This is a genomic window from Streptomyces sp. NBC_01506, from assembly GCF_045040295.1.
Classification (GTDB): Bacteria; Actinomycetota; Actinomycetes; order Streptomycetales; family Streptomycetaceae; genus Streptomyces.
The window spans coordinates 1106332-1129844 of record NZ_CP109422.1; the positions used below are offsets into that span (position 1 = coordinate 1106332).

Below are 23513 nucleotides of genomic sequence, written 5' to 3' on the forward strand. Positions count from 1 at the left end.
CCTCTCTGCCTCAGTGCGTGTCTGGGTGGGGGTGGGGGTGGGCGGGTGCGCTGCCGGGACGGAACGCCGGGAGGGCGCCCGCCAGAGTCGCGTCGTCGCCGGAGTACTTGGCCGCGTGGCCGAGCCAGTCGGGGAGCTGTGCCTGGACGGCCGCGACACCGTGGGACGCGGCGCGCGACCGGACCCCGGTGGCGAAGGCCAGAAAGCCCTCGTGGTCGGCAAAGCTCTTGGAGAGTCCGTCGGTGGAGATCAGCACGCCCGGGGGCGGGCCGCCGGTGAGGGGCTGCCAGTGCAGTCTCGCCTTGCGCCATGCCTCGGGCTCGCAGAGTGATTCCGTCTCGTCGCCCATGTCGGGGCCGGTGTAGAAGGGCATGTGGGTCGTGCCGTCCGGGTCGACGAGGACGATGTCGCCGTCCCCCAACTGCCAGCAGACCAGGAGCCGTTCGGTGATGACGGCGCCGACGAGCGTGCTGCCGTAGACGGCGAGATCGGCGTCGGGCGAGGCACCGTCCGATGTCGCGTTCCCGCCGTGCGCCGGGGAGTTGGCCTCGTGCACCAGGACACGGCGGCGCCAGGCGTGCACGATCTGCTGCGGGAGCGTGCGGGCCTCGGCGAGCAGCCGGGGCCAGTTCGCCGCGTCGTCCCCGCGTCGTACGACCTCGTGCGCGTAGACCCGGGCGCTGGCGGTGAACGCCTCCACGGCCCAGCGCGCGCCGAGGTCGCTGCGGAAGTGCGCGCGCGACCCGTGCCCGTCGGCGACGGCCAGCACGACGGCGCGGCCGTCCGCCGTGATGAGCGCCCTGCCCCGGTCCTGGCTGTACTTCTTGGCGATCCCCTTGACTCCCCCGTCGAGGAGTTCCCACGCCACGGTCGACGTCCCGGTGGCGTTCACCAGATGTCGGTCTCGTCCTTGGTCAGCGGCACGACGGGCGAGACGTTCGCGGGTGTGGCGTCCTCGATCTTCGGCGCCGACGCCTCCTTCACCACCGCGGTGGACATCCAGCGGATGGCGGCGGCCAGTTGGCGGGGGTTCTTGGCCAGCAGCGGTTCGAGTTCGGGATTGCCCAGGAACTCCTTGAGCATGCTCTTGTCCGCGTCGTCGCCGATCGCCACGGCGACCCGCACGGCGCGCTTGCCCCACGGCGTGTCGTCGATGGCGCGCAGCCCGGAGCGCCAGTCGTCGGTGGGCTGGCCGTCGGAGACCAGGGCCAGGACGGGGGGCAGGGCGCGCTGCGGCATGGGCGGGGTCTGTAGCGCGGCGGCGGCCATCCGGAAGGCCGCGCCCATGTCCGTGCCGCCGTAGGTGTGTACGTCCTCCCAGGTGAACCGGTCCACCGGGGTGGGCTCCTGGATGTGCCAACTCGCGCCGCTCGCGAAGGAGATGACGCGCACGAGCAGTGCGGCGGCCGGGTTGGACTGGGCGGCCTGCTGCATCTCCGGAATGGCCTCACGGATGGCGAAGTTCAGCTCGCCGATCTTGCCGTTCACTCCCATGGAGCCCGAACAGTCGAGCATCCAGATGAAGTGTGCCGGGCGGCTGGCCATGCTGCCGCCGGGAACGTCGAGAATGATGGTCACGCTGGTCCTCTCCCCCGAGGCGTCCCATTCGCGCACGCCCGGTTCTGCCTGTGTGGTGCGGTGTGGTGAGTGATGCGGTGTGTGCCGTGTGTCACTGCGGTGATGCGGCGATGCGGCGATGCGGTGATGTGGTGATGCGGTCCGGTGCCGCCGAAAGCGTTGCTCGAAAGCCTAGTTGAGGGCCCCTCGGTAAGTGTGCTGAGCTGGGATATTGAAGCCCTGGCGTCAGCGCGGCGGGTGCGGCGGGTGCGAGGGCGAGTATCCGGGCGGATATTCGGGTGGGTACGTGGGCAAGTCACTGGGCTGTGGCGGCGGCGGCTGACCTGGGACGACACCCTGCCGTGGCGCGCCCCCCTGCCCCGCACCCGGTCCCCGCCCGTGTCCCCGCCCCGGTCCGTGCGCGGAGGGCCGGCCGGGGATCCGGGTGTCCGCGCCACCGCTCATCTCGTTCGCCCAACGCAGCCAGTTCTGGACCCAGTTGTTCGACCGCCCCGCCAGTTGGGTGGCGACCGCCCCGCGCTGTTCGTCGTTCATCCGGCGCAGCACGACGCCCAGCGTGTTCCGCAGCAACTCGTCGACCACGAAAGGCCATTCGCGCGAGGTCCTGGTCAGCCCCCGGCGCCAGACGTAGAAGAGATCGGCGACGGTCTCCGGCCGCGCGGCCCACCGGCTCACCTTGGCCTCGTCGGCGAACTCGGCCACCATGGCGGCGCGGTAGTACCCCTGCAACGCCGGTTCGGCGGTGGCAAGATACGACAGCGCACCCGACTGGTAGAGGTCGTGCGGTGTGAGGCCGGCGAAGCCGCGCGCGAGGAGGTACTGGACGCCGTTCCACAGCGCCGGGTCCACGGGCGAGCCTGCCCGGCGCAGCTCGCCCAGGCTGTCCACGACCTCTCGGGGCGTCCGGCTCGTGCGCGCGAAGTTGTCGGCGGCGACGAGCAGTTGGGCGGTGGCACGCTCCCGCCCGGTCAGCTCCGGCCGGCGGTGGACCGCCTGTGCGAAGTCGACCAGTTCGGGCTCGAACCGTCCGGGCGCGGTGAGCCACGCCAGGAAGCGGGTGCCGAGGTTGGCGTCGAGTATCGCCTCCGCGCCGCAGATGCGGACGATACGGGGGAAGTCCGGCCGCTCGGGCTGGTCGGCCCCCCAGACGAGTCCCCACAGGGTCTCCAGCGTCGGCGGGTCCGTGGCGGCCGACACGGCGGCGCCGGGGGCCGGTTCGGCGAGTTTGGCGAACAGGTCGATACCGCGCAGGTGGTGCGGCGATCCGCTCCACCTGGCAGCCTGCTCGACCAGGCGTACGGAGGGCGGGGCGATGTCGCGGTGGGCCCGTACCCACTCACCGTGGGGCGACATCAGCAACTCCCTCAGGAGATGGCTGCGTCGGCCGGTCGTCTCGACCGCGAGCCGGGCGAGGACCAGCCGGCTCAGTCCCTGGTGACCGACACTCCTCAGTACGGCGACGGCGTCGGCGCGCTCGGGGCCGCGTGGTTCGAGCAGTACGCGCACGAGCTTGTTCACCGCGTGCTCGACGCCGGGTCCCTGGTGGCCGTGCAGGACGAGCGCGAGACGCAGCGGTACGGCCCAGGAGGCGACCGGGCCGCGGAGTCCGCCACCTGCCAGTGCCTTGTCGAAGTGGCGTCCGAACTGGGAGCGCAGCGAGCGTTGTGCCGCTTCCCCGAGGGGCAGTCCGGCGAGCGGGTCGTGCCGGAGGTTCAGGTCCTGGTCGAGGGCCGCCACGAGCCCGCGCCGGGCGAGGGCCAGCGCCAGCGGGTCGGTGACGCTCTCGGGGCAGTGCTTGCCGAGTTCCTGGCAGACGCGGGTCAACTCCTCTACGGCCGAGGGGCTTTGGGTCTCGTCCCGGGCGGCCGATACGAGCGTGGCGACGACCGCCCGCAGGGATTCACCGTGGGGCGCGGTGAGCCCGTCCCCCGACGCCCCTCCCGTACGCAGGAGTTGGCGCACGAGCGCGGCGGGGGCGAACGGGTCGTCGGCGTCCGTCGCCGTATGGGAAGCCGTGGCCGCGGTACCGGAAGCCGCACCGGACGAGGGGGCCGCCGGTGCCGGGGAGGCCGGTGCCGTGTCCGGCGGGAGGGGAGCGGCGGAGAGCGGTGCCGACCCGACCGGCGGGGTGCCCGACTGCCAGAGCGCGGCGCTCATCTCGGCCCAGGTGTCGGGGACATGAGGGCTTCCCGGTCCGCCGAGTCCGTCGTGGACGCGGTACAGATGCTCGAGCAGCAGCGGATCGTCGCGGTCGAAGGACGAGTCCGGTCCGATCCCGACGATCTGCTGCGGGGCGTCGTGCGGCTCGTCGGCGCGGGTGACGAACGTCAGCTCCCTGGCCCGGTGTTCGGGAAGTGACGCGCAGGCGAGGGCGATCCAGCGTACGACCGTCTCCGGGTCCTCCTCGGCGATGACGATCTGCCGGCCGGCGGGGTCGGCCCACAGACGGCATACGTCGGCGAGGAACGGCGCGACGCGCGACGCCTGCTCCTGGGCGAACCGGACGAGCATCGGCAGGTCGAAGTGCCCCTCGGGCGCGGGCAGCAGCTCCGTACCCTCGCCCGCCGGGCCGGGCGTGCCCCAGGAGCGGGAGCGCCAGGTGTCGATCGGCCACACCGGGTCGAATCCGGCGGCACCCGCCGGGAGGTGTACGGCTTCGATCAACTGCCGTCGCTCGCCGGGCCGTTCACCGTCCGTACGTCCGTTGCACAGCAGACTGCCGCCGTCCGGGAGCCGGCTGCAACTCAGCGCTCCGTGCGGCGTCCAGCGATGGGTGAGGGTGATGACCTGCTCCACCTGTGCGAGCAGGTCGTCATCCCCGGCACCGTGCTCGGTACCGCGCTCGCCCCCTGACTGCCGGGGCTCGGGCGGCCGGAGCGGCTGGAGCCGGACGCTGCCGGTGTCCGGCTCCCGGTCGAGCAGGTAGCTGAGACGGCGGATGACCATGCCACATTCTGACCAGCCGGCCGGCCCGATCGCAGGCGGTCCGACGAAGTTTGACCTATTCCTTGACCGCCCCCGAGTTCGCGCTGCGGACGAAGTGGCGCTGGAAGGTGAAGAACAGCAGCGCCACGGGGACGGTCGCCAGCAGCGCCGCCGTCAGCTTGAGCGGATACTGCGTCCCGCTGCTGAGGCTGCCGGAGACGAAGGAGGCGAGACCGGTCGTCAGCGTCTGGTACTGCGGCGACTGGGTGGCGACCAGGAAGTGGGTGAACTCGTTCCAGGACCCCTGGAAGGACAGGATCGTCAGGGTGATCAGCGCGGGCCTGGCCATCGGCAGCACCACCGACCAGAAGGTGCGGAAGACACTGGCGCCGTCGATCCTGGCCGCCTCCTCCACCTCCCTGGGGACGGAGAGGAAGAACTGCCGCATGATGAACACCCCGGCCGCGTCGACCAGCAGGGGAATGATCATGCCCGCGTACGTGTCGAAGATGCCCAGTTGGTTGAGGACCAGGAACTTCGGGATCAGCAGCACCACGCCGGGTACGGACATCACCGTCAGCAGGCCGTTGAACAGCAGGTTGCGGCCGCGGAAGTCGAGCCGGGCCAGGGCGTAGCCGGCCAGCGAGTCGAAGAAGACCCGCCCGGCGGTGATGAACACGGTGACGAGGACCGAATTGCCCAGCCAGGTGCTGAACGGTACGGCGTCACCTGCGTTCCCGAGCCCGAACAGCCGCCGGTAGGACTCCAGCGAGAACGGGTCCGGCAGCAGGCCCAGCGGATTGGCCGCCGCGTCCGGATCGGTCTTGAACGACGTCACGATCTGGATGACGAACGGCAGCAGATAGAGCAGCCCGACCAGCGTGATCAGCACATAGACGACGGCGAGCAGCATCCGGTGGCCCGTACCGCGTGGCCCGGCCGGATCGCTCGGGCGGGTCCGGGGCTCCCAGGTCGCGTGCTTGGCGGCCGGGGCCTTCCGCGCCGGTGAGGTCGTGGGTACCGTACTCATGAAGCCCTCCGGCGAATGGCCCCGAACCGCCTGCCCGTCCGGACCGGCTTGTCACGGTCGCGCAGCAGCACGCGCTGGATCAGGGTCATCACCATGATGATCGCCAGCAGGATGAAGGCGATGGCCGCGGCGCGGCCGTATTCGGAGTCCTGGAATCCCGCGGTGTAGGAGAGGAAGGCGGGGGTGAGGGTGGTGTTGCCGGGGGCGCCCTGGCTCATCACGTACACGGCGTCGAAGATCTGCCAACTGCCGATCAGACCGAGTGTGAGGACCAGGAAGATCACCGGCCGCAGTGCGGGGATGGTGACGTTGCGGAACGACTGCCAGCGGTTGGCGCCGTCCAGCAGGGCGGCCTCCTCCAACTCGGCGGGCACGTCCTGCAACGCGGCGAGGAAGATCAGCATGTAGGTGCCGGACGAGGTCCACACGATCAGCGCGATGACGGTGCACATCGCGATGGAGGGGCCGGAGAGCCAGTCCCACCAGGACAGCCCGAGGAACCCGTTGGACGCGAGCGCGGCCGTCGGTTTGTCGGGGTCGACGAGGCCGAGACCGCCGAGCACCGTCCACACCAGGCCGTTGGCGTCGGTGAACCACTTCGGTCCGGTGATGCCGACCCACTTCAGCAGCGCGTTGACGGCGCCGCTGCCCTGGAACAGGAAGAGGAAGACGGTGGAGATGGCGATGGAGCTGGTCACCGAGGGGAAGTAGAAGATCGTCCGGAAGACGCTCTTGCCCTTTATTCGGCGGCTGTTGACGGCGACGGCGAGCGACAGGGCGAGGATCGTCTGGAGCGGTACGGCCAGCAGGACGAAGTAGAGGTTGTTGCGGACCGAGGTCATGAACAGCGTGCGGTCGAGGCCGTCGGTGGTCAGGATGTTGGAGTAGTTGTCGGTCCCGATGAAGTCGGCGGCGGCGGAGAAGGGGTTGGACTGCCCGTCCCAGTTCAGCAGGCTGACCCACAGGGCCATCCCGATGGGCAGCAGCAGGAACAGGCCGAGGACCAGCACCATCGGACTGACGAAAAGCCAGCCCCACAGTCCTTGTCTGCCTTTGATGCCGGTCGCCGGCCCCCGGCGGGGGCGCCGTCCGCCGCCTTCGGCCGCGGCCGGCGGCGCCGCGACAGAGCCGCTGCCGCTGCCGTACTGACTCATTGTCTTTCTCTTTCTCCTGCACCCGCCGGGGCCGTGCGCCCCGGCGGGTGTCGTACGCGGTGGCTGTCGTACGCGGTGGCTGTCGTACGCGGTGGCTGTCGTACGCGAGGGATGCCGTACGGGAGGGATGTCCTACGCGGCCGGTCTCGTACGTGGTCGGTCTCGTACGCAGTCGGTCACCGGTCCGTCAGCCGCCGCTCTTGAGGACCTGCTCGCCGTTGGTCTGGAGATCGCCGAGGATCTTCTTGGGGTCGGCCGTCGCCAGCCCGGCCAGATCGGTGTCGAACTGCTCGAGCACCTTGGTGAAGCCGGGCAGGGTGACCGGACCCTGTGCGTAGGCGGTTCCGTCCACGAACGCCTTGTCCTGCGGGTGCTGCTTCTCGTACGTCGCCAGCGCGCTGGTGCGCGAGGGCATCACGCCGTACGCGTCGGCGAACTCCACCTGCTGCTCGGCGGTGGTGAACGCCTCGACGAGCGAGACGGCCGCGTCGTGGTGGGTGCTCTTGTTGGCGATGCCCCAGCAGGTGCTGAAGGAGAGCGTGCCCTGGCCCTTCGGGCCGGCGGGCAGCGGGACGACCTGGTAGTCGACGTCCGGGTAGTCGTTGGTCATGGCGCCGGTGAGCCAGTTGCCCTCGATGGTCATGGCGGCCTTCTGCATACCGAGCGCTTCACCGCCCCAGCCCGCGTCGAGCTGCTTGGGGTAGGCGAGCACCTTGTCGTTGAGCAGCTTCTTCACATAGGTCAGCGCCTCGATGTTCTCGGGGCTGTCGGCCGTGATCTGGGTCTGGTCGGCGTTGGTTATCCAGCCGCCGGCCTGCTTGAGGAAGGGGCCGAGCTGGTTGTACGAGCTGTTGACGACGAGGCCGCTGACCTTGCCGGTGGTCAGCTTCTTCGCGACCTTCGTCAGATCGTCCCAGGTCTTGGGGTAGTCGGCGTCGGTGAGCCCGGCGGCCTTCCACATCGTGGTGTTGATCGCGAGGGAGAGGGTGGAGCTGTCCTTGGGCGCGCAGACGAACTTGTCCTCGTAGCTGAAGGAGCTGCGCAGCGCGGCGGAGAAGTCCTCCTTGTCCGCGAGCTTGTCACCGTACGCGTACAGGGAGTTGCCCTTGGCGTAGTTGGCGAAGACGGCCGAGCCGACGTAGAAGACGTCCGGCGGCTTGCCTCCCGCCAGCGCCTGACCGAGTTGCTGGTCGAGATTCTGTGCCGGTACGACCGTGACGGTGTTGCCCGTCTTCTTCGCCCAGGCCGCGGCGGCGGCCTTGACGGCGTTGGTCTCGGCGTCGCCGGAGGAGCCGATCATCACGGTGAGCTTCTGCTTGCCGGAGCTTTCCTGTTCGGCGCTGCTGTCGCTGCCGAAGTCGGACGAACATCCGGTTATCAGCAGCGCGCCGCACACTGCGGCGGCGGTCGCGGCTCTGTTCTTCTTCATCTGCTTCTCTCTCCAGCTATCGCTGTCGGGGATTCGGTGGCCCGAGGGGGGAGGGTGCGGTTCAGGCCGTGGGGTTCAGACGGACGGATTCAGGCGGAGGGGTTCAGGCGGACGGATTCAGGCGGACGGGTTCAGGCGGAGGGCTCGGGCAAGGAGCTCTCCCGGACGATCAGTTCGGGCGCCAGCAGCACTCGCTCCGGCGCGGCGTCGGGGTCCTTGATGCGGTCCATGAGAATGCGGGTGCAGGCCCGCCCGACCTCGTCCAGCGGCTGGCGGAGGCTGCTGAGACTCGGCGAGAGGAGACCGGCGGCGGGCGAGTCGTCGAAACCGACGACCGCCACGTCGTGCCCCGGGCTCAGCCCGGCGTCCCGCAGCGCGCGGTAGCAGCCGAGCGCCAGGGTGTCGCTGGCCGCCACCACGGCGGTGGCACGGTCCACGACGCGGGCGACCGCGGTACGGGCGGCGTCCACGTCGTCCAGTGACGACACCCGCAGGTCACGTATGGGCAGATCGTGCCGGCGCATGGCCTCCCGCCAGCCGCCGGCCCGGTCGTCACCGACGCCCGAGCCGCGCGGCCAGCCCAGGAACGCGATCTTCCGGTGTCCGGCCGCCACCAGATGGTCGACGGCGGCGGCGGTGCCGTGCGCACCGTCGACGTCCACCCAGTCACCGGTGTCGCGCGCCGACCAGCGGCCGAACGCGACGAACGGGACGGCCTTCTTGTGCAGCCAACTGGGCCGTTTGTCGCCCCGGTAGGTGTTGCTGAGGACGAACCCGTCGACCGAGTGCTCCCGCAGCAGTTCGTCGTAGCGCTCGGCCTCGTCGTCGGCGCCCAGGGGCGCGGCGAAGAGCAGGATCCGGTAGCCGGCCTGGTCCGCCGAGTCCGACAGCGCGTGCAGGAAGTGGTCGGACACGGGCGTCGACAGACCGGGCGGCGTGGGCTGGACGCCGTATCCGATCAATCTGCTGGAGCGGGTGCGCAGTGAGCGGGCGGCCTGGTGGGGCCGGTAGTCCAGCTCGTCCAGCGCCTCGCGTACCCGCTTCAGGGTGCCGGGCGCGAGGAGTTCGGGTGAGTTGAGCGCGTTGGACACCGTCTGTGTGGACACCCCAGCCCGTTGGGCGACGAGAGCCAGGGTCACCGGCCCCGACTTACGCCCTCCTGCCGACGTCTTACGTGCCACCAACGGCCTCCGTTCCTCGCACGGCAGACCGCTCGAAATGCGGCGCCGCATCTGCAATGGATCGATAAAACTCTTCCCCATGGCTGCTTGGCAAGGGTTAAGGTGAATTTTGATCGATCCAAATCATGAGAGGCGCCACACAGTGAACACGGTCGTCCAGGGAAACCCCACCGGTCATCAGCCGCCCGCGGACGTCGTCACCGAGGGTCTTCAGCCCTTTCTGCACGACGTCTGCACCACGCTCTACGCGCCCAGCCTGGTGCTCTCCCGGCCGGCCGGTGACATCGCCGGCGGGGCCGACGGGTTCTTCCACGGTGACCGCCGGCTGCTCTCAAGACTCTCGGTCCGGGTCGAGGGCGTGCCCGTCCTGCCCGTCAGCAACACCCTCGCCACCGCCGACCGGACGGCCTTTCGCGCCGTGCTGCGCGGCGTCGGCGAGCACACCGCCGACCCGGCCGTCACCCTGCACCGCGTGCGCTCGGTCGAACCGGGCGTGCTGCGCGAGGAGTTGGAGATCGCGAACGCGGGCGTCAAGGCGATACGGGTGGAGGTCGTCGTCGGCGCGGGCACCGACCTGGCGAGCATGATCGACGTCAAGTCCGGCCGGACGTCGCCCGCGCTGCCCGCGGGCATCGAGGGCGACGCGCTGCTCTGGCGCCGGGACGGGGTCGGAGTCCGGCTGCGCGCCTCGTCGGGCTCGCCCCGTATCGACGCGGGCGCGGGCGAGCTGCGGTTCGAAGTGGCCCTGGCGGCGCGCGAATCGTGGCGTACGACCCTTCAGTGCGCCGTCGCCGACGACGAACCCCTGCGTTTCCCGGCCGTCGCCCGCGACGCGGTGCCGTGGTCGCCCACCGAGCTGCGCAGCGCCGACCACCGCATGGATCAGCTCTACGCCCGGTCGGTCGGCGATCTGGAGCGGCTGCTGCTGGCCGACCCGGAGCACCCCGAGGACCAGTTCCTGGCCGCCGGATCCCCGTGGTTCCTGACCCTGTTCGGCCGTGACTCGCTGTGGGCGGCGCGGATGCTGCTCCCGCTCGGCACCGAACTGGCGGCCGGCACGCTGCGTACGCTCGCCCGCCGCCAGGGCACCACGACGGACGCCCGCAGCGACGAGCAGCCGGGCAAGATCCTGCACGAGGTACGCCGCGAGGGGTTGAAGCTCAACGAGGGCCCGTCTTTGCCGCCGGTCTACTACGGCACGGTGGACGCCACCCCGCTGTGGGTGATCCTGCTGCACGACGCCTGGCGCTGGGGCCTCGACCCCGAGCAGGTACGGGACCTGCTGCCGCACGCCGAGGCCGCGCTCGAGTGGCTGGCGACCTACGGCGACGCGGACGGCGACGGTCTGCTCGAGTACATCGACGTATCGGGCCACGGGCTCGCCAACCAGGGCTGGAAGGACTCCGGCGACGCCATCCGCTGGCGCGACGGCACGCTCGCCGATGCCCCCATCGCGCTGTGCGAGGTCCAGGCGTACGGCTACGAGGCGGCGATGGGCGGCGCCGCGCTGCTGCGCGCCTTCGGGCGGCCCGGCGCGGAGCGCTGGGAGAAGTGGGCGGACCGGCTCAAGCGCCGCTTCCGGGAGAGCTTCTGGGTTCAGGACGAGACGGGCCGTTACCCGGCGGTCGCGCTCGACGCCGCCAAGCGCCCGGTGGACTCGGTCACTTCGGGCTTCGGGCATCTGCTGGGCACCGGGCTGCTGGACGAGGAGGAGAGCGCGCTGCTCGCCGCCCGGCTGGCGGGACCCGAGCTGAACTCCGGCTTCGGGCTGCGTACGTTGAGCACCGATTCGACCGGTTTCAACCCGTTCGGTTATCACATCGGGTCGATCTGGCCGCATGACACCGCCATCGCCGTGCACGGCCTGGTCCGCGCGGGCTTCCCGGTGGAGGCGGCATCGCTGGCCGGCGGTCTGGTCGCGGCGTCCGCGACGTTCGAGGGGCGGCTGCCCGAGCTGTTCGCCGGTCATGGCTCGGCCACCGACAGCGTGCCCGCCCCGTATCCGGCGTCGTGCCGCCCGCAGGCCTGGTCGGCGGCGTCCGCCGTCGTCCTGCTCCAGGCCGCGCTCGGCCTGGAGGCCGACGTACCGGCCGGAGCGCTGCGCTTCTCGCCGCGCGCCGCCGAGGGCATCGGCCCGCTGGAGCTGACCGGACTGCGGGTGGCGGGCGCGCCCTTGGCCGTACGGCTCGACGCGACGGGCGGGATCCGGGTGGAGGCACCGGACACGCTCACCGTGCACGGCGCCGACCGCGCCTGAACCGCCCACTGCCGACAAGGGAATCGCTGCCATGCCGCTGATGGATCTGCCGCTGGAGGAGCTGCGCTCCTACCTGCCCGACCGGGAGGAACCGTCGGACTTCGACGCCTTCTGGGCCGACACGCTCGCCGAGGCGCGCGGCCACGACCGCCCGCCGGTCTTCACGCCGTACGACGCCTGTCTGACCGAGGTGAACGTCTTCGACGTGAGCTTCCCGGGCTTCGGCGGCGACCCGGTGGCCGGCTGGCTGCTGGTCCCGGCCTCCGCCACCGGACCGCTGCCGTGTGTGGTGGGCTTCCTCGGTTACGGCGGTGGGCGGGGCTTCCCGTACGAGTGGCTGACCTGGCCCTCGGCCGGATACGCGCACCTGCTGATGGACACGCGCGGCCAGGGCGGCTCGCTCCAGCCGGGCGCGACGGGCGACCCGCACGGCAGCGGCGGCGCGTCGTCGCCGGGCATGGTCACCCGGGGCATCGAGGACCCGGCGCACTACTACTACCGCCGGGTCTTCACCGACGCGGTCCGGGCCGTGGACGCAGCGCGCGCCCACCCGTCGGTCGACCCGGCACGGATCGTGATCGCCGGCGGCAGCCAGGGCGGCGGCATCGCGCTGGCGGCGTCCGCGCTGAGCGACGACGTGAGCGCCGCGCTGGTCAACCAGCCGTCGCTGTGCCACTACCGGCGGGCGCTTCAGGTGGTGGAGGGCAACGCGTACCGCGAGATCTGGACGTATCTGCGCACCCACCGGGAGTCGGCGGAGCGGGTGTTCAGGACGCTGTCCTACTTCGACGGGGTCAACTTCGCGGCCCGCGCGAGCGCCCCGGCGCTGTTCTCGGCGGCGCTGATGGACGACATCTGCCCGCCGTCCACGGTGTTCGCGGCATACAACCACTGGTCGGGCCCGAAGGACATCCGGGTCTGGCCGTGGAACCGCCACGAGGGCGGCGGCCACTTCCAGGACCTGGAACAACTGCGCTTCCTGCGGGAGTTGCCGGGGCCGGCCTCATCGGGCCCGTCCGGCGATTGAGTCCGAACCGCCGACCCCACTCCGCGGGAGGGCCACCGACACCACGGCATCACGCGCCGTAATGCACGTGCGCGCCCCACAAGGTCGGCGTATCGGGGGTCCGTTCGCGCTGTGCCCGGACCGCCGCGTGCGGGGCGCGGGCGGCGCCCGAGGCATCGGCCGGGCCGCCGGAGTAAGGCGAGCCCGCTGTCACGCGGCGACCGCGTCCGCGCGACGGACGTGCGGGTCCTCACCACGTACGGCCCGGACCTCGGCGCGCGGCCTGGCCACGGCTGTGGCTGCTGACCTCCGACGACGTCCGCGCGGAGTTGCGCAGCGCACGCCAGGGGTACGACGCGGCCCTGCCGGCTCGTCGCCCGGTCGGTGCTGTATCCGGCGCTCGCCACCTGGTGGTGGCCGGCGCCGCCGGTCGCTGCCACCACCTGCGCCGTGGGTGTGCGCCGGGGCCACGCCTCGATGGAGACTTTCTGCGTACTGGCCGAGTCCCGTGGTCGACCTGGACGTGCGAGCCGGACGTGTCACGCACCGCCGGCCCGGACATCCGAGGCGCACTGCGGCTCGGCGCGCGTCAGCGCGAGTCGCCCCGCCAGTCCCAGCGCCGCGCGTCCCCGGCGCGCGGCCCGTACAGAGTGCGCCCGCCGGGTCCGTACGCGCCTATCTCCGTGGGCAACTCCGCGCCCTCGGCGAGCTGCTGGTCCGTCCAGCCGGTCACGTCCAGGAGCAGCCCGTCCAGCGGACCCGCGCACAGCTCCCGATAGCTGTGGCCGGTCCGGGGCCCGGGGTCCGGGTCGTCGTGGTCGGCGCCGTACACCCGGCGCCGCTTCAGTTCGTCCATGAACGCCAGCATCGCAGCCACCACTGACAACCGGGTCCCGGTGGATCACCGAGGGACCCGCGCCGGGTCCGTGGTGGTGGCCTCGGGTGCGTCCGGGTCCGTGTCCCGGCCGCCGAGGAAGCGCAGGGGTACGACGAGGAGCCACCAGTACTTCGCGGCGACGGGCGACACCAGAGTCATCGGCACCGACGTGGCGAACACGGCGGCGACCACGCCCCCTTGGAACACCGACCGGCGGATACGCGCGGCCGGTACGCCGGTCCCGCGCAGCTCCGGACGGCGCAGAAGGCGCAGCGCCATCCCCGATGTCAGCACCGACACGAGGGCGATCACACCGCCGTACACGGAGGTGGCGAGAGCGGTGTCGCCGTACTCGCTGACGAGCCGGGTGGGAAAGGGCAGTGCGGCGATGAGGGCGAGCAGCGCGAAGTACAGATACAGCAGCCCGCGGTCGAGGCGGCCGACCAGCGCGAACAGGCCGTGCTGGATCACCCAGTGCATTCCGATGACGGCGAAGCTCAGCAGGTACGCGCCGACATCCGGCACCACGTCCCGCAGCGCGTCGCTCAGCCGCGCCTCTGGAAGACCGGTCGGCACGTCGATCCCCAGTGCCAGGAGGGTGATGGCAATCGCGAACACGGCGTCGCCGAAGGCCAGCAGCCGTTCCGGCGTCATGGTCGGTCCGAGGGGTCGTGAACGGAGCATCCGTCTCCTGATTCGATGATGGAGTGCGAATTGGCCTCCCATGAGGCTTTCGTCACTTCAGGCCGAGCATATCCGGCCGCCGGTTCCACGCGGAAAATCACGGGCGCCCCGAGCGCCCCTTGCCCTACGGTCTGGCCCATGGATGATGAGGACGGCTACTTCGGCGAGCGCGTCGCGGCCACATACGACAATCCGTCGGCACGGGAGTTCCATCCGGACACCCTGGCTCCGATGGCCGATCTCCTGTCGGAGCTCGCCGGCGACGGCCGCGCCCTGGAACTCGGCATCGGTACGGGCCGGGTCGCGCTCCCCCTCGCGGAGCGCGGCGTCCCCGTCCACGGCATCGATCTGTCACGGGCGATGGTCGCCCGTATGCGTGACAAGCCCGGCGGCGACGCGATCGACGTGACGATCGGGGACTTCGCGACGACAAGGGTGGACGGGACGTTCTCCGTCGCGTACCTCGTCTTCAACACGATCATGAATCTCACGACTCAGGCGGCCCAAGTGGCCTGCTTCCGCAATGTCGCCGACCATCTCGCCCCCGGCGGCTGCTTCGTGATCGAGACCATGCTGCCCGAGCTGCGCAAGCTCCCGCCCGGTCAGGACGTGATGCCGTTCCATACGAGCGCCACACGCTGGTCGTTCGACATCTACGACGTCGCGACGCAGGAGATGAGCTCCAACTACGTCGAGGTGGTCGACGGGCGCGGCTCGTACTGGACGGTGCCGTTCCGGTACGTCTGGCCGGCGGAACTCGATCTGATGGCCCAGCTCGCCGGCATGCGGCTGCGCGACCGGTGGGCGGGCTGGAAGCGCGAGCCCTTCACCGGCGACAGCGAACGGCATGTCTCGGTCTGGGAGAAGCCGACTACCTGACGGCCCGTCATCGAGCCTTCACCCAGCGAGAGTTGAGGGAGGCGGCGAAGAGGTGAAGGCTGATCGCCAGTACCGTACACATACGATCATGTCGGCCTCAGTCGGGCCGGAATCAGTACGGTACGGAGGGCGTTCCATGCACACGGCGGCCGAGGACGAGGTCCACGACGAGTTCTTCCCCTTCGTCCCCACCCCGCAGGACGGCAGCCGCTGGCAGGCACCCGCCGATCTGGAGCAGCATCTGTACAAGCTGACCAGGACCGGCGACACATACGCGTATCTGCGTGCCGTCGTCATCGAGGGCGCCTACTACCCGGTCAGGATCGAGGAGTCGGCGGCGGCCGGCGAGGACACGTATCCGATGCTGACCACCGACACCCCCGACGGCCACACAGTGGCGACGGTCTTCACGGGGGGCCTGCTGCCCCGGCCGCACCCGCAGCTCGTGTACGAGTACGCGACCCTGGGCGAACTCGCCCAGAGACTCCCCGCCGACGTGGACTTCCTCGCGGTCAACCCGGCCACACCCTGCGAGCAGATCTTCCCCGTCGACGACGAGGAGCGTGACGCCTGGGTGGATCTGCATCACGAGCTGTTCTCCTCCGACGAGTTGATGAACCGGGTGGTGACCCGGCGCACCGGCGTCATGCCGACCGGACCGCTGCTGCACGGTCTGGCCTGCGGCGCGCACCTGTGCTTCACCAACGGCGACGCGTGGAACACCACGTACTGGCACGGCATGGGTCACCAGGGCGAGCGGGAGCGCCTGGGGGAATGGTGGGACGTCCACGACCGCGAGGACTGGCTCGCGATCGAGGTGCGGCTGCTGGAGCGTGAAGTCAGCCCGTGGTACTGGGACTTCGTCCTCGGCGCGCGTACGGCGCTGAGCGACGGGCAGGGCTCGCGCGTCGACCCCGGGCAGTGGCGGGACTGCGTGAAGGACACGTTGCGCGAGCAGGCGGCGCGCACCGGAACGACCACCGACGACGCCGAGTTCGCTGATTTCGTGGCCCATCTGCGCGCTCTGGTGGGCAAGGTGCTGCGCTACGAGTCACGCTTCCGCGCCGACGGTCTCCTGCCGCCCGACGGAGTCGTCCGGTCGATCGCCGCGTGGGACATCGGCCGCGGCTCCAAGATGGCCCGCTGGGGGCGGGGCGCCCGGTACGCCACCGAGGCGGAGCTGCACGCGTCACTCGAACGCGCGTCGGAGGCGGCGCGGGCGGTGTACGGCTCGTGGGAGGAGTTCTCCGCCGGCTATGTGCTGGGGCGGTGTCTGCACTTCGACGAGGAGGAGTTCGGCAGTTGGTACACGACGGTGCTCGACGCCCACCGGGCGCTGACGACGACACCGGACAGCCCGTGGCTCACGGTCCCGTTCGACGCGAAGTGACTCCGCACACCGAGCCCCTTGCCTTTCCGGGATTGGCTTACCGCGCCGTGCCGGTCCGTGCTAGCGTCCGAATCCTGGCGACACAGAAGCCAGGCCGTTCGGGAGCCCGGAACTTCCCGAGGAGACGGCCGAAGGGTCTCGGGCCCCCTGGATTCCACGACGGCGCACGGTCGGTTCCCGACTCCAGACCAGTGATCGCCAAGCCGGGTTGGTGAGAACAGGTTGAGTCATGTGGCCAATTCTTCCGGTACTTCGGGGTTCGCGAGCGCTGAACTCGGTGCTCGTCCATCTGCCGCTGCTGGGTACGTCGCTGCTGCTTCTGCTCTTCGGCGTGACCGCGGTGTTCCGTCCCACGCGGTACGAGCACTTCCACACACTGCTGCGCGAAGTACGCGCGTGGAGCCGCGAGATCCGCAGCGGTGGCGACGGTCACGACGAGGCGGCCTCTTGATGCCGCACACGACGCACAAGGAATTGGCCCGGCGGCGCACGGCGTACACGGGTGAGAGCTACCAGGAGGCGTACGAGGCGCTGCGCGCCTGCCGGACCCCGCTGCCCGAAGCGGCGGACACCCACCAGCGGTTGCTGGAGTCGCGGATCATGGTCGCCCTCGCGAGCGCTTCGGGCACGGCTCCGAGAACCTGGATGCCCGCCCTCTACTTCCGTGACTACGCCTCGTCGCTGGGGATCGAGAAGGTGCGGCCCACCGCGACCGGGCTGGAACTGGTGGTCCACTCCCACGGATTCACCCAGTGTCTCGGCGGGGTGGGCCTCATCGTGGGGGACTTGCCGCTCGGGGACCGGTACGAGCTGGTGGACGAGCGTACGGCTCCGGGGGCGCGTGTCGTCGTACGGGTGCGGTCGCCCCGCACCGCCCGCGCACACCCGCCGTATCCACGTCCACGGCTGCGTCAGGCGGACGCGCTCACGGGGAGGTGGATCGAGGCGAGAGGTGTGGGCTGGCTCGCGATGAACCCCCGGTGGTCGCGCCGGACCTTCGAGGTGGACAGGCCCGAATCGGCGGCGGTGGGAAGCCAGTTGCTGAGGCGGGCGGCGCTGTTCGCGAACGACGGGGCGTTTCGCTGGGTCACCGCATGGAGGAGCTGTAACGCGCAGGCGCCGCTGACGTACGCCGAGTGGCTGCCCGACGCGGTCCCCCTCGCGCTGGCACAACGGCTGGCGGACCCGGACTTCGGAATCACCGTCCCAAAGGAGCCGGAAGACCCGTCCTGGGACATGTCGAACGGAGATCGCCGGTATCTGGCCGGCCCGCAACTGGACAGAATCCTCGCGGGCGAGGAGCTGAGCTTCGCCCTTCGCTGATCCCAGGCGCCACCGATACGATGCCCTCACCAAGGATCGTTCGTAATATCGAACGCACTCCGCCTCCCCACCACCCACTGAAGCGAACAGACCTGACCTGACGGTCGAAGGAGCCCGCCCGATGTCCCCCAGCAGTCCGGTCCGAAGCACGCTGGCCGCCAATCTCCGCCGGGAGAGGAAGCAGCGCGGCCTGTCGCTGTCCGAGCTGTCGCGGCTCTCCAAGATCGGCAAGGCGACCCTGTCGCAGTTGGAGTCGGCCACCGGCAATCCGACCATCGAGACGGTCTTCAGCCTCTCCCGCGCCCTGGGCGTGCCCATCTCCGACCTGCTGGACACCGCCCACGCGGAGGCGATGACCGTGGTGCGCGCCGCCGAAGTGGACGTGCTGAGCGGCGAGGGCGTGGACCTGCGCCCGCTCCGGCGGATCGAGGCGGGCGGGGTCATCATGGAGGTGTACGACCAGCAGGTACGCGCCGACGCGCAGCAGCCGTCGCTGGGGCACGCCGGCACCGAGCACACCGTGGTGCAGAGCGGCACGCTCACGGTCGAGGTGGACGGGCACCAGGCGGAGCTGGGACCGGGCGACTACGTGTCGTTCGACGCCTCCCTGCCGCACCGCTACGCGGCACCCGACGGGCCGGTGCGCTCCGTGCTGCTCCTGCACTACCGGTCGGGGAGCGGCGCCCCGCCCGAGGCGTCGGGCACGCCTCACTGACAACGGCGCAGGAGGTGTCGTTGACACCTCCTGCGCCTCGCCCTAGCCTCACTGTCGTTCGCTATGCAGAACGCGGAGGTCTGGTGAACCGAACACGAGTCGTCATCATCGGCGCCGGGATCATCGGTGCCGCCTGTGCCCGTGAACTCGCGGTCGCCGGTTTCGACGTGCTCGTACTGGACCGTGCCGGGGCCGCCGCCGCGACCACCTCGCACGGCGAGGGAAACATCCTGGTCTCCGACAAGGGCCCCGGCCCGGAGCTGGAACTCGCCCAGTTGTCCCGCCGGTTGTGGCCCGAGGTGCTGGCCGCCGTCGCCGGGCGGACGGCCTCGCCGCAGGACGCGGACCCGGTCGAGTGGGACCCCAAGGGCGGCATCGTCGTCGCCACCACCGCAGAGGGTGCCGAGGCGCTGCTCCCCTTCGCGGCGGCCCAGCGCGCGGCCGGGGTACGGGCCGAGGTCATGGACGACGACGCCCTGACCACCGCCGAACCCTTCCTCACCGAGCGCCGCACCGCCGCCGTCCACTACCCCGACGACGCGCAGGTGCAGCCGGCCGGCGCGGCCACCGCCCTGCTCGCCGACGCTCTGCGGGCCGGGGCCCGGTTGCGTACCGGCCACGAAGTACTCGGCGCCGTCACGCGCGGCGGCCGGCTCACGGCCGTGCGCACGGTGGACGGGCCGGTGGCGGCCGACGTGTTCGTCAACGCCGCCGGGCCGTGGTCCGCCGAGGTCGCCCGGCGGCTCGGCGTCCCGCTGGACATCCGCCCGCGCCGTGGTGAGGTCCTGGTCACCGCTCCCCTGCCGCCCACGGTCTTCCACAAGGTGTACGACGCCGACTACGTGGGCGCGGTGGGCAGCGGCGCGGGAGATCTTCAGACCTCGGCCGTGGTCGAGTCCACCCGGGCGGGCAGCGTCCTTCTCGGTTCGTCCCGGCGGCGCGTCGGCTTCGACGACCGCCTGCGCCCCGAGGTGCTGTCCGCGATCGCCGCCAAGGCGCTCAAGCTCTTTCCCTCGCTGGCGGGCGTGCACGTCATGCGGGCGTACGGGGGCTTCCGCCCGTACGTCCCCGACCATCTGCCGGTCATCGGCGCCGACCCACGGCTGACGGGTCTGTGGCACGCGACCGGCCACGAGGGCGCGGGGATCGGGCTGTCCGTCGGCACCGCGCGGCTGCTGCGCGAGCTGCTGACGGACAGTCGGACGGCGATCGACGCGGGCCCGTTCCGGGTGGACCGGCCGGCGGTGCTCGGCACCGGCACCGGCACCGGCACCCCCACCGTGACCAAGGAGGGGCCATGAGCCCACGTCTCGTACCCATGGGGTCCGACCCGGCCGGCCGCCGGGACCGGCCGCTCACCATCACGGTGGACGGTGATCCGTACACCGGCGTCGCGGGCCAGACCCTCGCCGGGGTGCTGCTGGCCGCGGGCCGTACTTCCTGGCGGCAGGCTCCTTCGGGGGCGCCGCGCGGTGTGTTCTGCGGGATCGGTGTCTGCTTCGACTGCCTGGTGACGGTGAACGACGAGCGCGACGTACGGGCGTGCCGCCGCCGCGCCCGGGACGGCGACGCGGTGACGACGCAGTCGCGGGCCTCGTACGACGGGCGGCAGGACCGGTGACCGGTCGGCGTCATGTCGTCGTCGTGGGGGCCGGACCCGCCGGACTCGCCGCCGCCGACGCGGCGCTCGCGGCGGGCGCGCACGTGACGTTGATCGACACGGCCGAACGGCCCGGCGGCCAGTACCACCGCATGCTGCCCGAGGCGTACGAGGCGGCCGACCCCGGAGCCCTTCAGCACGGCTACCGCTCCTTCGACCGCCGGGCCCGGCGGGTGCTCGGGCACCCGCGCTGCTCCTGGTGGGCGGAGAGTTCCGTGTGGGCGCTGGAGCGCCGTGATCGCGACCGTGACCCCGGCAGTGCCCCCGCCACGGACAGGCCGCCGCTGGTGCACGTCCTGAGCGGTACGCCGAGCGGTAGCCCCCGGCGCCGCCATGTGCTGGAGCCCGACGCCCTGGTGCTCGCCGTGGGGGCCCATGACCGGGTGCTCCCGTTCCCGGGCTGGGACCTGCCCGGTGTCTACACCGCGGGCGCCGCCCAGGCGCTGGCCAAGGGAGAGCGTCTGGTCGTCGGGGACCGGGTGGTGGTCGCGGGCACGGGGCCGTTCCTCCTGCCGGTGGCGACGTCACTGCTGGAGGCCGGGTCGCGGGTGCTCGCGGTGCTGGAGGCGGGCAGGCCGGGGGCGGTGGCCCGGGGCTGGCTGCGACGCCCCTGGGAACTGGCGGCGCAGGTCGGCAAGTCCGGCGAACTCCTTTCGTACACAACCGAGTTGGGACGCCACCGGGTCCCGTACCGGTTCGGCAGGGCAGTCGTCGAGGCGCGCGGGGACGGCCGGGTCGAGGAGATCGTCAGCGCCCGCGTGCGGGCGGACTGGTCGGTGGTGCCCGGCAGTGAACGCGTCATCGCGGTGGACGCCGTGTGCGTCGGTCACGGGTTCACCCCGCGACTGGAGCTGCCGGTCGCGGCCGGATGCGCCCTGCGCCCGGGGCCGGACGGTTCGCCCGCCGAAGCCTTCGTCGCCGTGGACGACGACCAGCGCACGAGCCGGCCCGGCGTGTACGCGGCGGGCGAGGTCACCGGTATCGCCGGTGCCCCCGCCGCGCGCGCCGAGGGCGCCGTGGCCGGCTGGCTCGCGGCGGGCGGCGCCCCGGACTCACGCGCCCTGGCCACGCTGCGCCGCGCTCGCGACCGGGGCAGGGCGTTCGCCGCCACGCTGGCCGTCGCCCATCCCATCGGCCGGGCCTGGCCCGGCTGGCTGCGTCCCGACACGGTCATCTGCCGCTGCGAGGAGACGACGTACGCGGCGGTGTGCCGATCGGCCGTCGACCCCACCCGTACGGAACCGGCGGTGGCGAAGCTGGCGACGCGGGCCGGTCTCGGCCCCTGCCAGGCCCGTATCTGCGGGCCCACGGTCGCCGAACTGCGCCGCACCGCCGACGTGAGCGCCGAACCGAGCGCCGAACCGAGCGCCGGCCACCGTCACCGGCCCGTCGCCGAGCCGATCACGCTCGGCGAGCTGGCCCGCCCGCCCGAGCCACCACCCGCCTTCCCCAACTCCCCCGCACAGGAGAGCACTTCATGAACCCCACCAGCAACGAGCCCAACCCCCTGACCGGTGTCGTCGTCGCCACCGCGCTGCCCTACCGGCAGGACCCGACCGCCCCGGCGGGCCTGGCCGTCGACTACGACGCGTACGCCGAGCACTGCCGCTGGCTCGTCGACAACGGCTGCGACGGTGTCGGCCCCAACGGATCGCTGGGCGAGTACTCGTCGCTGACCGACGACGAACGCCGCACCGTCGCCCGTACGGCCGTCGAGGCGGTACGCGGTCGCGGAAAGGTCGTCGTCGGCGTGCACGGGCCGGGTTCGCACCAGGCCGTGCGCTGGGCGCGGGCCGCGGCCGAGGACGGCGCCGACGGGGTGCTGTGTCTGCCGCCGACGATGTACCGGGCCAACCCGGCGGAGGTGGTGGCGCACTTCGAGGCCGTGGCGGCGGTCGGCCTGCCGGTCATGGTCTACAACAACCCCGTGGACACCAAGGTCGACCTGACGCCCCAACTCCTCGCGGAGATCGCCCAGATCGACAACGTCCTGGCGGTCAAGGAATTCTCCGGCGACGTACGGCGCGTGCTGGAGATCAAGGAGCGGGCCCCCGGGATCGACGTGATCAGCGGCGCCGACGACGTGGCGCTCGAGAGCCTGCTGATGGGGGCCACCGGGTGGTTCGCCGGCTTCCCCAACGTCTTTCCCGCCGAGTCCGCCCGGCTGTTCCGACTCGCCACGGAGGGACAACTGGAAGAGGCCCGTGCCCTGTACCGGCCGCTGGTCGCCGCGTTCCGGTGGGACTCGCGTACCGAATTCGTCCAGGCCATCAAGCTGGGCATGGAGATGGTCGGCCGTTACGGCGGCCCCTGCCGCCCGCCTCGCGGCCCGCTGATCCCCGCCCACCGGGAGCAGATCACCGCCGACATGCGGCAGGCGATCGACTTTCTCGCCACGGAAGGGCGGCAGGACTGATGCGCAGCGTACGCACGATCAGCGCGGTCGACTCCCATACGGAGGGCATGCCGACGCGCGTGGTCACCGGGGGTGTGGCGCCCGTCCCCGGCGCCACGATGGCCGAGCGCCGCCGCTACGCGATGCGACACCTGGACCCCTTGCGCCGGTTCCTGATGGACGAGCCCCGCGGGCATCCGGCGATGAGCGGGGCGATCCTGCAACCGCCGACCCGTCAGGACGCGGACTGGGGCGTCCTTTACATCGAGGTCAGCGGCTTCCTGCCGATGTGCGGGCACGGGACGATCGGGGTGGCGACGGTGCTGGTGGAGACGGGGATGGTCACGGTGACCGAGCCCGAGACCGTCGTACGGCTCGACACCCCGGCCGGCCTGGTCGAGGCCCGCGTGACGGTGCGCGACGGCGCCGCCGAGAAGGTCACGCTGCGCAATGTCGACGCCTTCGCGCTGGAACTCGACGCGAAGGTGACGGTGCCGGGACTGGGCGAGGTCCGGTACGACATGGCGTACGGGGGCAACTTCTACGCCATCGTGGATCTGGCGTCCCTCGGGCTGCCCTACGACCGGGCGCGCAAGGACGACATCCTCGCGGCCGGTCTCGCGATCACGGAGGCGATCGACGCGCGGAACCCGCCGGTGCATCCGGCCGACCCGGCGATCCGCGGCTGCAAGCATGTGCAGTTCCTCGCGCCCGGCTCGGACGCCCGGCACTCGCGCAACGCCATGGCCATCCGGCCCGGCTGGTTCGACCGCTCCCCCTGCGGCACCGGTACCTGCGCCCGTATGGCACAGCTCCATGCCCGGGGCGAACTGTCACTGGACACGGAGTTCGTGAACGAGTCGTTCATCGGCACCCGCTTCACGGGGCGGCTGGTGGGCACGAGCGAGGTCGCGGGAGTGCCCGCCGTGGTGCCGGAGTTCGCGGGCCGCGCGTGGATCACCGGAACCGCCAACTACCTGCTGGATCCGGCGGATCCGTTCCCGAACGGCTTCGTCCTGTGAGCCCTGTT

21 protein-coding genes are annotated in these 23513 nt (G+C 71.4%); 12 read left to right on the top strand and 9 right to left on the bottom strand.

What is annotated here, in order from left to right:
- Window positions 1-10: 10 nt before the first annotated feature.
- The 7 genes from OG329_RS04430 to OG329_RS04460 form a co-directional block, all read right to left on the bottom strand.
- On the bottom strand, window positions 11-892 hold the full coding sequence (locus tag OG329_RS04430) for a PP2C family serine/threonine-protein phosphatase (protein ID WP_405792990.1): 882 nt from the start codon (window positions 890-892) through the stop codon (window positions 11-13).
- Window positions 889-1545, bottom strand: coding sequence for a vWA domain-containing protein (locus OG329_RS04435; RefSeq protein WP_405801642.1), 657 nt, complete (start codon window positions 1543-1545; stop codon window positions 889-891). The genes OG329_RS04430 and OG329_RS04435 overlap by 4 nt, the downstream gene beginning before the upstream one ends.
- 258 nt (window positions 1546-1803) lie before the next feature.
- On the bottom strand, window positions 1804-4524 hold the full coding sequence (locus OG329_RS04440) for a GTPase-associated protein 1-related protein (RefSeq protein WP_405792992.1): 2721 nt from the start codon (window positions 4522-4524) through the stop codon (window positions 1804-1806).
- 55 nt (window positions 4525-4579) lie between these two features.
- A complete protein-coding gene (locus OG329_RS04445; RefSeq protein WP_405792993.1) occupies window positions 4580-5533 on the bottom strand; it encodes a carbohydrate ABC transporter permease in 954 nt (317 codons plus the stop codon).
- Complete coding sequence (locus tag OG329_RS04450) at window positions 5530-6687, bottom strand: carbohydrate ABC transporter permease (protein ID WP_405792995.1); 1158 nt, start codon at window positions 6685-6687, stop codon at window positions 5530-5532. Before OG329_RS04450 ends, OG329_RS04445 begins: the two co-directional genes overlap by 4 nt.
- 187 nt (window positions 6688-6874) lie before the next feature.
- Window positions 6875-8116 carry an extracellular solute-binding protein gene (locus OG329_RS04455; protein WP_405792997.1) on the bottom strand — a complete coding sequence of 414 codons (1242 nt, stop codon included), beginning with the start codon at window positions 8114-8116 and terminating at the stop codon, window positions 6875-6877.
- Between the two features lie 131 nt (window positions 8117-8247).
- Window positions 8248-9297: a LacI family DNA-binding transcriptional regulator gene (locus OG329_RS04460; protein WP_405792999.1), complete on the bottom strand. Its 1050-nt coding sequence runs from the start codon at window positions 9295-9297 to the stop codon at window positions 8248-8250.
- Window positions 9298-9439: 142 nt separating this feature from the next.
- Between OG329_RS04460 and OG329_RS04465 the strand changes: the two genes are divergently transcribed.
- Both OG329_RS04465 and OG329_RS04470 read left to right on the top strand, forming a co-directional pair.
- Entirely contained in the window at window positions 9440-11554 is a 2115-nt protein-coding gene (locus tag OG329_RS04465) for a glycogen debranching N-terminal domain-containing protein (RefSeq protein WP_405793001.1), read from the top strand.
- A gap of 31 nt (window positions 11555-11585) precedes the next feature.
- Window positions 11586-12581, top strand: a complete 996-nt coding sequence (locus OG329_RS04470; protein ID WP_405793002.1) for an acetylxylan esterase — start codon at window positions 11586-11588, stop codon at window positions 12579-12581.
- A 568-nt stretch (window positions 12582-13149) separates the two neighbouring features.
- On the opposite strand, the gene OG329_RS04475 is transcribed toward OG329_RS04470, so the two are convergent.
- Together OG329_RS04475 and OG329_RS04480 are read right to left on the bottom strand one after the other, a co-directional pair.
- Window positions 13150-13416: a hypothetical protein gene (locus OG329_RS04475; RefSeq protein WP_405793003.1), complete on the bottom strand. Its 267-nt coding sequence runs from the start codon at window positions 13414-13416 to the stop codon at window positions 13150-13152.
- 45 nt (window positions 13417-13461) lie between these two features.
- A complete protein-coding gene (locus OG329_RS04480) occupies window positions 13462-14121 on the bottom strand; it encodes a TMEM175 family protein (RefSeq protein WP_405793004.1) in 660 nt (219 codons plus the stop codon).
- A 138-nt stretch (window positions 14122-14259) separates the two neighbouring features.
- Between OG329_RS04480 and OG329_RS04485 the strand changes: the two genes are divergently transcribed.
- The 10 genes from OG329_RS04485 to OG329_RS04530 all read left to right on the top strand — a co-directional run bounded on the left by OG329_RS04485 (window position 14260) and on the right by OG329_RS04530 (window position 23505).
- Window positions 14260-15000 carry a class I SAM-dependent DNA methyltransferase gene (locus OG329_RS04485; protein WP_405793005.1) on the top strand — a complete coding sequence of 247 codons (741 nt, stop codon included), beginning with the start codon at window positions 14260-14262 and terminating at the stop codon, window positions 14998-15000.
- A gap of 136 nt (window positions 15001-15136) precedes the next feature.
- The gene (locus OG329_RS04490) at window positions 15137-16390 is read left to right on the top strand and encodes a DUF1266 domain-containing protein (protein WP_405793006.1); all 1254 of its coding nucleotides are present in this window, start codon (window positions 15137-15139) and stop codon (window positions 16388-16390) included.
- 229 nt (window positions 16391-16619) lie between these two features.
- Window positions 16620-16841, top strand: a complete 222-nt coding sequence (locus tag OG329_RS04495; RefSeq protein ID WP_405793007.1) for a hypothetical protein — start codon at window positions 16620-16622, stop codon at window positions 16839-16841.
- On the top strand, window positions 16841-17713 hold the full coding sequence (locus OG329_RS04500; RefSeq protein ID WP_405793008.1) for a hypothetical protein: 873 nt from the start codon (window positions 16841-16843) through the stop codon (window positions 17711-17713). The genes OG329_RS04495 and OG329_RS04500 overlap by 1 nt, the downstream gene beginning before the upstream one ends.
- A 121-nt stretch (window positions 17714-17834) precedes the next feature.
- Entirely contained in the window at window positions 17835-18428 is a 594-nt protein-coding gene (locus tag OG329_RS04505; RefSeq protein WP_405793009.1) for a helix-turn-helix domain-containing protein, read from the top strand.
- Window positions 18429-18511: 83 nt separating this feature from the next.
- Window positions 18512-19729 carry an NAD(P)/FAD-dependent oxidoreductase gene (locus OG329_RS04510; protein ID WP_405793010.1) on the top strand — a complete coding sequence of 406 codons (1218 nt, stop codon included), beginning with the start codon at window positions 18512-18514 and terminating at the stop codon, window positions 19727-19729.
- Window positions 19726-20049 (top strand): (2Fe-2S)-binding protein, encoded by a 324-nt coding sequence (locus OG329_RS04515; protein ID WP_405793011.1) that lies wholly within the window; start codon window positions 19726-19728, stop codon window positions 20047-20049. The genes OG329_RS04510 and OG329_RS04515 overlap by 4 nt, the downstream gene beginning before the upstream one ends.
- A complete protein-coding gene (locus OG329_RS04520; RefSeq protein WP_405793012.1) occupies window positions 20046-21569 on the top strand; it encodes an FAD-dependent oxidoreductase in 1524 nt (507 codons plus the stop codon). The genes OG329_RS04515 and OG329_RS04520 overlap by 4 nt, the downstream gene beginning before the upstream one ends.
- Window positions 21566-22504, top strand: a complete 939-nt coding sequence (locus OG329_RS04525) for a dihydrodipicolinate synthase family protein (protein WP_405793013.1) — start codon at window positions 21566-21568, stop codon at window positions 22502-22504. Before OG329_RS04520 ends, OG329_RS04525 begins: the two co-directional genes overlap by 4 nt.
- Window positions 22504-23505 carry a proline racemase family protein gene (locus OG329_RS04530; protein ID WP_405793014.1) on the top strand — a complete coding sequence of 334 codons (1002 nt, stop codon included), beginning with the start codon at window positions 22504-22506 and terminating at the stop codon, window positions 23503-23505. Before OG329_RS04525 ends, OG329_RS04530 begins: the two co-directional genes overlap by 1 nt.
- The last annotated feature ends 8 nt before the right edge of the window (window positions 23506-23513 follow it).